Source organism: Mesorhizobium sp. B2-1-1, assembly GCF_006442975.2.
Lineage (GTDB): Bacteria > Pseudomonadota > Alphaproteobacteria > Rhizobiales > Rhizobiaceae > Mesorhizobium.
In genome coordinates, this window is record NZ_CP083954.1 from 5,230,388 (window position 1) to 5,242,310 (window position 11,923).

10 protein-coding genes are annotated in these 11,923 nt (G+C 65.1%); 3 read left to right on the forward strand and 7 right to left on the reverse strand.

Annotated features, from left to right (window positions below; genetic code table 11):
* Positions 1-358: 358 nt before the first annotated feature.
* The 4 genes from FJ972_RS25580 to hisS form a co-directional block, all read right to left on the reverse strand.
* Positions 359-2,131, reverse strand: a complete 1,773-nt coding sequence (locus FJ972_RS25580; RefSeq protein WP_140524791.1) for an AMP-binding protein — start codon at positions 2,129-2,131, stop codon at positions 359-361.
* 246 nt (positions 2,132-2,377) lie between these two features.
* Entirely contained in the window at positions 2,378-3,076 is a 699-nt protein-coding gene (gene hisG, locus FJ972_RS25585; protein WP_140524792.1) for an ATP phosphoribosyltransferase, read from the reverse strand.
* A complete protein-coding gene (locus tag FJ972_RS25590; protein WP_140524793.1) occupies positions 3,073-4,194 on the reverse strand; it encodes an ATP phosphoribosyltransferase regulatory subunit in 1,122 nt (373 codons plus the stop codon). The genes hisG and FJ972_RS25590 overlap by 4 nt, the downstream gene beginning before the upstream one ends.
* Positions 4,195-4,449: 255 nt before the next feature.
* Positions 4,450-5,952, reverse strand: a complete 1,503-nt coding sequence (gene hisS / locus FJ972_RS25595) for a histidine--tRNA ligase (RefSeq protein ID WP_140524794.1) — start codon at positions 5,950-5,952, stop codon at positions 4,450-4,452.
* 249 nt (positions 5,953-6,201) lie between these two features.
* Between hisS and FJ972_RS25600 the strand changes: the two genes are divergently transcribed.
* Positions 6,202-6,453, forward strand: coding sequence for a hypothetical protein (locus FJ972_RS25600; protein WP_140515041.1), 252 nt, complete (start codon positions 6,202-6,204; stop codon positions 6,451-6,453).
* 2 nt (positions 6,454-6,455) lie between these two features.
* Here the strand turns inward: FJ972_RS25600 and FJ972_RS25605 are convergent, their stop codons facing one another.
* The gene (locus tag FJ972_RS25605; RefSeq protein WP_140498364.1) at positions 6,456-7,094 is read right to left on the reverse strand and encodes a DNA-3-methyladenine glycosylase I; all 639 of its coding nucleotides are present in this window, start codon (positions 7,092-7,094) and stop codon (positions 6,456-6,458) included.
* A 214-nt stretch (positions 7,095-7,308) separates the two neighbouring features.
* Here FJ972_RS25605 and FJ972_RS25610 point away from each other — a divergent pair, with 214 nt between their 5' ends.
* Together FJ972_RS25610 and FJ972_RS25615 are read left to right on the forward strand one after the other, a co-directional pair.
* Complete coding sequence (locus tag FJ972_RS25610) at positions 7,309-8,043, forward strand: L,D-transpeptidase (protein ID WP_140498365.1); 735 nt, start codon at positions 7,309-7,311, stop codon at positions 8,041-8,043.
* 252 nt (positions 8,044-8,295) lie between these two features.
* A complete protein-coding gene (locus FJ972_RS25615) occupies positions 8,296-9,216 on the forward strand; it encodes a bifunctional 5,10-methylenetetrahydrofolate dehydrogenase/5,10-methenyltetrahydrofolate cyclohydrolase (RefSeq protein WP_140524795.1) in 921 nt (306 codons plus the stop codon).
* 18 nt (positions 9,217-9,234) lie between these two features.
* Here FJ972_RS25615 and glcF read toward each other — a convergent pair whose 3' ends face one another.
* The gene (gene glcF / locus FJ972_RS25620; protein WP_140524796.1) at positions 9,235-10,557 is read right to left on the reverse strand and encodes a glycolate oxidase subunit GlcF; all 1,323 of its coding nucleotides are present in this window, start codon (positions 10,555-10,557) and stop codon (positions 9,235-9,237) included.
* An 11-nt stretch (positions 10,558-10,568) separates the two neighbouring features.
* Positions 10,569-11,774: a glycolate oxidase subunit GlcE gene (gene glcE, locus FJ972_RS25625; RefSeq protein WP_140524797.1), complete on the reverse strand. Its 1,206-nt coding sequence runs from the start codon at positions 11,772-11,774 to the stop codon at positions 10,569-10,571.
* Between the last annotated feature and the right edge of the window lie 149 nt (positions 11,775-11,923).

Below are 11,923 nucleotides of genomic sequence, written 5' to 3' on the forward strand. Positions count from 1 at the left end.
AGTCCCACTGCTCAGTTCCCGATATCGCGGCAGAGCCGCAAATAGCTATTGCAACGTAAGTCCGAGAAATTGGTTCCACCACCGATCGCAAACTTCCAGAGCGGCTCGCGCGCTCGGAAATTCGCACCCACTTCGCGGAAGACGGCTAGGCGACTGCAAGCCGGCTGAGGGACGGCCGTTCGCACGCTATATGGGTCGATCAAATCGGCGCGGCGCAGCAGCAATCGGCCATTCAACCACCCCAGCGATTGTCCACTTTGGCAGGCGCATTGCCTATAACCTGCCAGTCCGCTTTCGGCCCCGAAATGCGACATTCACACTCGTCTCGGCAACCGCACCTTCCTGCCCCGCGCTCGCCTCACGCAGTCTTCTGCGCCACCAACCCCAGCTCCTCCACCATGGCCTGACGCATCAGGAATTTCTGCGGCTTGCCGGTCACCGTCATCGGCAATTCCGTGCGGAAGCGGATGTGGCGCGGGATCTTGTAATGCGCGATCTGGCCGGCGCAGAAGGCCTTGATCTCCTGCTCGGTGGCGATCTGGCCGGGCTTCAAGACGATCCAGGCGCAGAGCTCCTCGCCGTATTTGGCGTCGGGAATGCCGAACACCTGCACCTCCCTGACCTTGGGGTGCCGGTAGAGGAACTCCTCGACCTCGCGCGGATAGACGTTCTCGCCGCCGCGGATGACCATGTCCTTGACCCGGCCGACGATGTTGCAATAGCCCTCGGCATCGATCGTGGCGAGGTCGCCCGTATGCATCCAGCCGTCGGCATCGATCGCCTCGCGGGTCTTGTCCTCGTCGTCCCAATAGCCCTTCATCACGGAATAGCCGCGTGTGCAGAGTTCGCCCGGCGCACCGACGGCAACGGTTGCGCCATCGGCATCGACGGCCTTGACCTCGACATGGGGATGAACGCGCCCGACAGTCGAGACGCGTTTTTCCAAGGGGTCGTCGACGCTGCTCTGGAAGGAGACCGGGCTGGTCTCGGTCATGCCGTAGGCGATGGTCACTTCGGACATATGCATCAGCGACACCACCTTCTTCATCACCTCGATCGGGCATGGCGAGCCGGCCATGATGCCGGTGCGCAGGCTGGACAGGTCGAAGGCGGCGAAATCGGGATGGTCGAGCAGGCCGACGAACATGGTCGGCACGCCGTAGAGGCCGGTGCAGCGTTCCTGCGCCACGGCGTTCAGCGTGGCGCCGGCATCGAAGCCCTCGCCAGGGAACACCATGGTCGAGCCCTTGGTGACACAGCCCATCGTACCCATCGACATGCCGAAACAATGGTAGAGCGGCACGGGAATGCAAAGCCGGTCGTCGACCGTCAACCTGATGGCCGAGGTGACGAAATTGCCGTTGTTGAGGATGTTGTTGTGGGTCAGCGTCGCGCCCTTGGGCGCGCCCGTGGTTCCGCTGGTGAACTGGATGTTGATGGCGTCCTCCGGCTTCAGCCCTTCGGAGATGCGGTCGAGGCTGTCATGCTCGTCGCGCCCCGCCATCGCCAGCACATCGGCGAAATTGAACATGCCGGGCGAGTTCTCCTCGCCCATGCGGATGACGATCCGGAGCGCCGGCAGTTTCTGTGCCCTGAGCTTGCCGGGCGTGGCCGTCGCGATCTCCGGCGCCAGCGTCTCGATCATGCCGAGATAATCCGAGGTCTTGAAGCTGGCCGCGGTGACCAGAGCCTTGCAGCCGACCTTGTTCAGCGCATAGTCCAGCTCGGTGAGCCGGTAGGCCGGGTTGATGTTGACCAGGATCAGGCCGATGCGGGCGGTGGCGAATTGCGTCACCAGCCATTCCCAGCGGTTGGGCGACCAGATGCCGACGCGATCTCCCTTTTCGAGGCCCAGCGCCAGGAAACCGGCGGCCAGCGCATCCACCGTGTCGGACAGCTCGCTCCAGGTGAAGCGCTTGTCCTGGCCGACGAAGACGGCGGCATCGAGCGTGCCGTATTTGCCGGCCGTGTCGGAGAACAGTGCGGGAATGGTCTTGTTGAGCAGCGGCACGCCACGCTCGCCCGAGACGTGCGCCTTGCCGTCGACGGGCGCGACAAAGACGCTGCCGGCGCGCGCCCCGCGTCCGCGCAAACTGGTGGCGTTCTTCAGCTCGTCGAGATTGACCGGCATCGCTCTCTCCTCCCAGAACATCCGAGCCTATCAGCCTGCCGGGACGGTGGAAATCCCGCCGAAGGTAGGGCCAAGCTTCGAAGGCGGACCGCGCCGCCTTCCACGGTCATAAGAATGGCAGGGTCGTGAGAATGGCGCAGAACGAAAAACCCCGCCTCGAAGGGCGGGGGGCGCAAATCATCACCATAGCGGTATTTGTAGCATAGTGGCCGGCACAAAGCAAGAACAAAATTTGTCCGCCGCCAGCTATCCCTTCACCGAGGCCATGCTGGCCGCTATGTCGCGCAGCATCGTCTCGTCGGCCGTGGAACGCGTCTTTCGCGATGCGACAAGACACGCCTGCGACCGCAGCACGACGCCGTCGACCAGCACCTTGAGATGGTTGGCGCGCAGCGTCGAGCCGGTGGTGGTGATGTCGACGATGACATCGGCAAGGCCGGCCGCCGGCGCGCCCTCGGTGGCGCCCAGGCTCTCGACGATGCGATAGACCTGGATACCGTGCTTCTGCGAGAAGAATTGCTGGGTCAGCCGCCAGTATTTGGTGGCGATCCTGAGCCGCCTTCCGTGACGCTGGCGGAAATCGGCGGCGACATCATCGAGGTCGGCCATGGTCTCGACGTCGAGCCAGATGTCGGGCACGGCCACCACGACATCGGCATGGCCGAAGCCGAGACGGGCGACGATTTCGGCGCGCGCCTCCCAGTCGGCGAGGTTCTCGCGCACGAGGTCCTCGCCGGTGATGCCGAGATCGACGGCACCTTGCCCGATGTCGCCCGATATTTCGGAGGCGGACAGGAAAACGACCTCGACATTGTCCATGCCTTCGACGCGGGCGTGATATTTGCGCTCGTCACCGGGCAGGCTGATGGCGAGGCCGGCTTTCGCCAGCACCTCCAGCGCCTGCTCCTTCAACCGGCCCTTGGACGGGATCGCCAGCGTGATCATGGCGCGTGCTCCCGCAATGCCTCGATGCGGTCGAGCCAGACCGAGAAGCCGACGCCGGGGATCGGCGTCTTGGCGCCGAGCAGCGTCAGCAGCCGGTCGTAGCGGCCGCCGCCGGCCAGCGGCCTTTCACCATCTTGCGCCGCGATCTCGAAGACGAGGCCGGTGTAATAATCGAGCGGGCGGCCGAAGGCGGCGTCATAGCGGATCTTTTGCGCCGGCAGGCCGTTCGCCTCGACGGCCTTGGCGCGCGCCGCGAATTTTTCCAGCGCGGCCCCGAGCGATAGCCCGGCGGCACCGGCAAAACTCTCGAGCGCCTGGGCCGCGCCGTCGAGCGGCACGTCGATCGCCAGAAAGGTCTTCAGCGCCGCGAAGGCTTCGTTGGACAGCCGCACGCTGCGCAGCTCGGCCTTTTCGATCAGCCGCCGCGCGATATCGGCCGGCGCGCGTCCGGCCGAAGCCGACAGGCCGGCCTGTTCCATGCCGCCGGCTATATGCGCGGAGAGACCGTCCAGGTCACCGTCGAGCACAAGTGCCGCGACCGGGCCGGAGAGCTGGCTGTTGCGCGGCGGATTGGCGAGATCGGCAAGGGCTGCCTCCAGCATCGTCGCCGAGCCGAAGGCGCGGGCGAGCCGCATGCGCCAGCCGCGCGGCAGGCCGAGAGCCGCCAGCACCGCCTCGAAGATGGCCTGGTCGCCGAGCGTGATCGAGAGCTGCTGGCCCGGCAGCGCCAGCGACAGCAGTGCATGCGCGTCGGCCACCGAACGGGCATCGGCAGCGGCCGTGTCGCGGTCGCCGAGATCCTCGATGCCGGCCTGGAAGAACTCGTTGCCGCCTTCGCGGCGCTGGCGGAACACTTCGCCCAGATAGGAGTAGCGACGCGGCGTACCGGCCTGGCTGGCGATATGATCGAGGCAGACGGGAATGGTGAATTCCGGCCGCAGGCAGAGCGTCTGCCCGGTCTCGCTTTCGGTCAGGAAAATGCGGCGGCGCAAATCCTCGCCGGCCATATCGAGAAACGGATCGGCCGGCTGCAGCACGGCGACCTCCACCGCATGCGTGTCGCGGGTCGCGAAGAGGCCGGCGATGTCGGCCGCGATGGCGGGATAGCGGGAGGTCAATTTGCAAACCTCAGCGCTGTACGACCCTCTGGTCCCAAACCGGAGACGCCAATGATCCAGGTCAAGGCTGGTGCTCTACGGCGCCCCCCTCTGCCCTGCCGGGCATCTCCCCCTCTAGGGGGGAGATTGGCTGCTTCGCAGCTGGTGCCCTTCTTGGAATCCTGAAAATTGGCGAAAGCCATGGTGACAGCCGATCTCCCCCCTTGAGGGGGAGATGTCCGGCAGGACAGAGGGGGGCGCCGTAGAACGCGGCCTCTATTTGCCACGCGCCCTCTCCTCAGCCTGCGCCGCCAGGATCTTCCTCACCTCTGCCACCAGCTCGCTTTCCGCCACCGTGACCTGCGCCGGGCGGGCGGCACGCCATTCGGCGTTATCGGTGATCTCGGCCGACAGGCGCGCGCCTTCGATCAGGTCCTTGATCTGCAATTCGCCCTTGGCGCGCTCGTCGCCGCCCTGGATGATCGCGACCGGACAGCCGCGACGGTCGGCATATTTGAGCTGCGCCTTCATGCCGGCGCCGCCGAGATACATTTCGGAGCGGATGCCGGCGGCACGCAGCTCGCCCACCATCTTCTGGTAGCGGCCGAGGCTTTCGGTATCCCTGTCCATCACCAGCACGACGACCGGCGCGATCACGTCGGCGCTGTCGAGCTTGCCGAGGTTCTTCAGCGCCGTCATCAGCCTGGAAACGCCGATGGAGAAGCCCGTCGCCGGCACCGGCTCGCCGCGGAAGCGCGACACCAGCCCGTCATAGCGGCCGCCGCCGCCGACCGAACCGAAGCGCACGATCTGGCCATCCTCGTTGGGAATCTCGGCCAGGAGCTCGGCCTCGAAGACCGGGCCGGTGTAGTATTCGAGACCACGCACGACGGAGCGGTCCATGGCGACGCGATCTTCGCCGTATCCCGCCGCCCTGACCAGGGCCTCGATGGTCGCGAGCTCGCCAACGCCCTCCTGGTAGACGGCGTTCGCACCGACGCTGGCATCCTGGCCGGCCTGCGCGTTTCGCGCCGTCGCCAGAAGAACCGCCTCGGCTTGCGTATCATTCAGCCCGGCGCCTTTGGCGAAGTCGCCCTCGCCTTCCTTGCCGCCGTCCCAGCGCCCTGGTCCCAAGAGAAGCCGCACGCCTTCCGGCCCGAGCTTGTCCAGCTTGTCGATCGCCCGCAGCACGGTCAGCCGACGACTCGTATTCCCTTCACCTCCGAGGCCGATCGCCTCGAGCACGCCGTCCAGCACCTTGCGGTTGTTGACGCGGATGACGTAGTCGCCGCGCTTGATGCCGAGCGCTTCCATCACATCGGCCATCATCATCGCCATCTCGGCGTCGGCCGCGACGCCCGGCGTGCCGATCGTGTCGGCGTCGAACTGCATGAACTGGCGGAAGCGGCCGGGACCGGGCTTCTCGTTGCGGAACACCCAGCCGGAACGGTAGCTGCGATAGGGTTTTGGCAGGCGCTCGAAATTCTCGGCGACGAAACGCGCCGTCGGCGCGGTCAGGTCGTAGCGCAGCGACAGCCACTGGTCGTCATCGTCCTGGAAGGAGAACACGCCTTCGTTCGGCCGGTCCTGGTCGGGCAGGAATTTTCCGAGCGCATCGGTGTATTCGATCAGCGGCTGGTCGGCGGGCTCGAAACCGTAGAGTTCGTAGACCGAGCGGATCGTCGCCATCATCTTCTCGACGGCGCGGATATCTTCGGCGCTGCGGTCGGCAAAACCGCGCGGCAGCCGCGCTTTCGTCTTTTCCGATTTGTCGGCCATGGATTCGCCCGGTGTTTCGTGTTGCTGAAAACTCAACAGCGTTGCGATTTTCGCAACGGGCGTGTCCTAACCGAACAGGTCCTACCGGGCAAGGCCGGCGGCAGGCGCTGTCTCCATGCATGCGAGAAGGCACGCGGGCGTTCGCCGAAACAAAAACGCACCGAAAATGAAACAATCCCGCCATCGGCGCGGCATCGTGCCGACATAATCGAGGCCGATACAGCACACCGCAATGAAGGGGTTCGGGACATGATGAGCGCGGTGGAGTTTCACGACAACAGGGATGCGGGCGACATGCCGGCACGCCTGCGCGCCGCAGATGTCCATGCTCCCAGGATGATCGGCCAGCCGGCCGGACCGTTCGAGGTACACGCCGATACCGGCAAGGGACCTTCCCTGCGCGACGCATTGGTGACCGGCCTGCTGGTGATCTATCCAACCGTCGCCACCGTGGTCGCGATCGTCGCCGGCCTGTTCCTGGGAAGTGCCAACGGCGCCTGAGGCTATTTCGGCCGTTTGAAAGCCTTCCGCTCCTTCTCGACCTCTTTGCGGCACACACACCCCTCGAGATGATCGTTGACCAGACCCATCGCCTGCATGAAGGCGTAGACCGTGGTCGGGCCGACGAAGGTCCAGCCGCGCTTCTTCAGATCCTTGGAAATGCGGATCGAGACCGCCGTGGTCGGATTGGCGCGCAGATGGGCGAGGTCGACCACCTGGGGCCGTTCCTCCCTGCCGGGTTCGAACTTCCAGAACCAGGCAGCGAGCGAGCCGAATTCATCGGCCATTTCGCGGGCGCGTTTGGCGTTGTTGATGGTCGAGACGATCTTGCCGCGATGGCGGATGATGCCGGCATCGCCGAGCAGGCGCTCGACGTCCTTGTCGGTGAAGGCGGCGACTTTGTCGAAATCGAATCCGGCGAAAGCGGCGCGAAAATTCTCGCGCTTGCGCAGGATGGTCAGCCAGGACAGGCCCGACTGGAAGCCTTCGAGACAGATCTTCTCGAACAGCCGGCGGTCGTCCGCCACCGGGCGGCCCCATTCATGGTCATGGTAATGCAGGTAGTCGGGCAGATTGCCGTGCCAGAAGCAGCGCGCGACACCGTCGGGTCCGGCGAGAAGGCCGGTTCTTTCCTTGTCCATGGCGAGAATTCCATTCGTTAACGCGCTGGTTGCGCTGCTTTACCTTGGCTTTACCAGATTCCTGAACGCGGCGGTAACCACACCAAAAGGTTTACCGACAGTTCCGCATTTTACACATTCCGATTCATGTTTCGGTTGCTGTTCCCGCGCCAATGATCGCTGAACCGGGAGGTCGTTTCCACCCGGTTTGTCAGACGATCGAGGTGCTTTCCCGATGAAGAGAGTTTTGTTTTCCGTGCTCGGCGCCGTGGCTGCGTTTGCCGCAGGCGTCACACCTTCCACGGCCGGAGACCGCTATGCCGACAGACCGCCGGTGATGGTGAGCCCCGACCTTTCCGCCCCCTGGGTGCTGCAGCTTGGCCAAGCGCCGGGGATCGTGCGGCAGAACCGGCAGGTCGCGCAGCAGCCGCGCCCGCGTTATGCGCAGCCCGACCGCGTGCAAACGGCGGCCGTGCAGGCCCCGGCCAAGCGCATGGTCGCGCGCCCGCAGATCAATCCGATCTACCTGCCGCAGGAAGTCGCCTATGACGGCTCCCAGAAGCCGGGCACCATCGTCATCGATACGACCCAGAACTTCCTCTATCTGGTCGAAAAGAACGGCAAGGCGCGGCGCTATGGCGTCGGCACCGGCAAGCCGGGCTTCGAATGGTCGGGCACGCACAAGATCACCAACAAGCGGGTCTGGCCGGACTGGCGCCCGCCGGCCGCGATGATCAAGCGCGAGGCCGCCAAGGGGCGTTACCTGCCAACCTACCTGGCCGGGGGCATGGAGAACCCGCTCGGCGCGCGCGCGCTCTATCTCGGTAGTACGGAATATCGCATCCACGGCACCAACCAGCCCTGGACGATCGGCGGCGCCGTGTCGTCGGGCTGCATCCGCATGCGCAACGAGGATGTCGTCGACCTTTATGAACGGGTCGATGTCGGAACCACTGTCGAGGTGATATAATAGTTGCTGCGAATCACCCGATCCGGAAGCGCAGCGCTTCCCGGGATCGGAAGGAATAACGGGGGACGGGCCGTATGGGGATGCGGCCGGTCAGAAAGGGCGGCACGGGAAACCGTGCTGCCCTTTCCGTTTCGGACGAAGCACTGCCGCGCCCGCACGTCGCGCAAAAGGCATGACGGTTCGCATTCGTGCTGCCATTGCCGCTGTTCTTTTGCTATGGCAAGGCAACGCTCAGGTCAGAAGAGTCCGATCATGTCACTGTCCGACGACAGCCGCTATCTCAAGGGCGGCCCGGTTGCCCGGCGCATCATCGCCTCCGTGCGCGAGGATGCGGCGATCGCAAGGGCCGAAGGGTTCCCGCCCAAACTGGTGTCGATCACCGTCGGCGATACGGCGGCGGTGGATGTCTATGTACGAAACCAGCGCGCCAAGGCAGAGCTGGCGGACATCGATTTCGACGAACGGCGCTTTCCCGCCACCATCACCGCGGGCGAACTGGAAGCGGCGATCCACGGCCTGAACGCCGATCCGCGCGTTACCGGCATCATCATCCAGCGGCCGGTGCCGGCACATATCCCGATCAGGACGTTGCAGGCGGCGGTGCATCCGCTGAAGGACGTCGAAGGCATGCATCCGGCCTCGATCGGCAACATCGTCTACAACCAGCTCGATCTGGCGCCCTGCACGGCGGCCGCCTCGGTCGAGTTGCTCAAGGAAACCGGCCTCGACCTCAAGGGCCTGGAAGTGGTGATGGTCGGCCACTCCGAGATCGTCGGCAAGCCGATCGCCTTCCTCTTGATGAGCGAAGGCGCGACGGTCACGGTCTGCCACCACATGACGCGCTCGGTCGCCGCGCACGCGCGCCGCGCCGATGCGCTGTTCGTCGCCGTCGGCAAGCCGCGCCTGATCAAGGCCGACATGGTAAAGCCGGGTGCGGCCGTCATCGACATCGGCATCAATTCCGAGACGCTGCCGGACGGTTCCACCCGTATCGTCGGCGACGTCGACACCGACAGCGTGAAGGACGTGGCCTCCTGGATCACTCCGGTGCCGGGCGGCGTCGGCCCGATCACCGTTGCGATCCTGCTGCGCAACACGATGGTGGCGCTCAGCCGCCAGCGCGCGCTCTACGAGGCGACCTACGGCACGATCGACAGGCTGGCGGCCGAATAACGCCGGGGCGGCCCCTACTCAGCGGCGATCAGGGCCGGGTTCCGCGACACCTTCCGGCCTCGGCCCGCCATAGGCCCAGTCGAGCAGCTTGATCGTATGCACCACCGGCAGCTTCGCGGCAGACGCGATCTGCGTTATGCAGCCGATATTGCCGGTGGCGACGACCGAAGCGCCGGTAGCCTCGATGTTTTTCACCTTGCGGTCGCGCAGCCTGGCCGAAATCTCCGGCTGCAGGATGTTGTATGTGCCGGCCGAACCGCAGCACAAATGCCCTTCGCGCGGCTCGCGCACGATGAAACCGGCTTTGGCCAGCAATTCCCTAGGCTGGCGGGTGATCTTCTGGCCGTGCTGCATCGAACAGGCCGAATGATAGGCGACGACCGTGCCCGGCTTGCGCACCGGTTCGGGCAGGTCGATGGCGGTCAGGTATTCGGTAATGTCCTTGGCCAGCGCGGAGACACGTGCAGCCTTTTCGGCGTAGGCCGGATCAAGCCGCAGCATGAAACCGTAATCCTTGATGGTCGTACCGCAGCCCGACGCGGTGATGATGATGGCATCGATCCCGCCTTGTTCAATCGCGCGGGTCCAGGCATCAACATTTTGCCTTGCAGAAGCAAGGGCGGCTTGCTCGCGGCCCATGTGATGGACGAGCGCGCCGCAACAGCCCTCGCCCGGCGGCACCACGACCTCGACGCCAAGCCGCGTCAGCAGTGAAATGGTCGTGTCGTTGACGGCGGGATCGAGCACCGATTGCGCGCAACCGGTGAGGATGGCGACGCGGCCCCTCTTCGCCCCCTGCCCAGTATGGGTGCCCGGCGAAGCCATCGGCGATGCTCCCGGGATCGATGCCGGCGCGAGCTTGAGCATGGCACTGACTGGCTTCAGCGCCGGGACTTTTTCGAACAGGCCAATGAACGGCTTGCCCAGTTTCGCCAATTTGAGCGCGGCGCGAAAACGCTGGGGATAGGGCAGGACGAGGGCCAGCATGGCGCGGGTCAGGCGATCGAGCAGCGGCCGCCTATAGGTCTGCTGGATATGGGCGCGGGCATGGTCGACCAGATGCATGTAGTTGACGCCAGACGGGCAGGTGGTCATGCAGGCGAGGCAGGACAGGCAGCGATCGATATGGGTGACGATCTCCTTGTCGGCGGGGCGACCGTTTTCCAGCATATCCTTGATCAGGTAGATGCGCCCGCGCGGTGAATCGAGTTCGTTGCCCAGCGTCACATAGGTCGGGCAGGTAGCGGTGCAGAAACCGCAATGCACGCATTTGCGCAGAATCTTTTCCGACTCGGCGACATGCGGGTCGGCAAGCTGTGCGGGCGAGAAATTGGTCTGCATCTCTTGATGTCCTAGGCCATGCGGCCGGGATTGAGGATGTTCTTGGGGTCGAATTCGTGCTTCAGCCGCTGGCTGAGCGCTGCCAGTGAGGGAGCCTGCGGCTCGAACACCGGCAGGGCGGCGCGGTGCGAAGGAGCCGCGCGCACCAATGTCGCATGGCCGCCGCCATGTTTTCTCAGAAGTCCGCGCAGCAGCGTCGCTTCCGGGTCACCCTCCTCCATGCGCAGCCACACCAGTCCGCCCTGCCAGTCATAGAAGGCGCTGACGGCGGCCTGCATGCGCAGCGTCAAAACCATCTGGTGCGCCTGGGCAGGCGCCATCGATACGCGCCAGAGCGGTTTGTCGTTGTTGTCCACGAAAGGCCTGCAATCGCGCACGTCACGCCACAGGGCAGCTGACGCTTCGCTGCAAATCTCCTCCAGTGGTCCGGCATTTCCGAGCAACGCCTTCAGCGCGGCGATGCGATAGGCGACGGAGGGGCCAAAACCCTCCACCCGAAGCAGCGTGGCCGCATCATTGCCGAGCGCACCTGCGGCAACCCGTGCGGCAATCCGCTCCGGAAGGTGCGCGGCGCTCGATACTTCAGCACTGGAGCCGAGCGCCAGGGCCATGGCCGCGGCGGCCGCATCGTCGAGCAGGCCGCGGATGGCGAGCGTAACCTCGGTCTCGGCCGATGGCAGCACCTTGAAGGTGACGTCGGTGAACACGGCCAGCGTGCCCCAACTGTTGGCCATCAGCTTGGACAAGTCATAACCGGTGACGTTCTTCACCACGCGGCCCCCGGATTTGAAGGCCTCGCCGCGCCCGGAAACCACATGGATGCCCAGGATGTGATCGCGCGCCGCCCCCGCTTTCAGCCGGCGCGGGCCGGAGAGGTTCGCTGCAAGCGCACCACCAAGCGTGCCCTTGCCCGGCTCGCCGCCGAGCAGCGGGCCGTAGTCCATCGGCTCGAAAGCGAGTTGCTGGCCGTTTTGCGCCAGCAGCGTCTCGATTTCGGCCAGCGGCGTGCCGGCCTTTGCGGACAGCACCAGTTCGGCTGGTTCATAGAGCGTGACCCCGGCGAGCCTCGACAGGTCGAGCGTGTGCTCCGTCTGCAGCGGACGGCCGATGCCGCGCTTGGAGCCGTGACCGAGGATTTCGAGCGGCGAGCCTTCCGCCGCCGCCCAGGCGACGGTGGAGAGGACTTCGGAAGGGGTGATGGGAGTGAAGGTGGTCATGGCGCCGATGCGCAATATGCGGGAATGCCGCGTTCCTTCGCGCCCCCCTCTGTCCTGCCGGACATCTCCCCCTCAAGGGTGGAGATTGGATGCCGCGCCGGGTTTCGCCAATCTCCAGCGTTGGCGGAAGGGCGAACCGACGAAGCTGC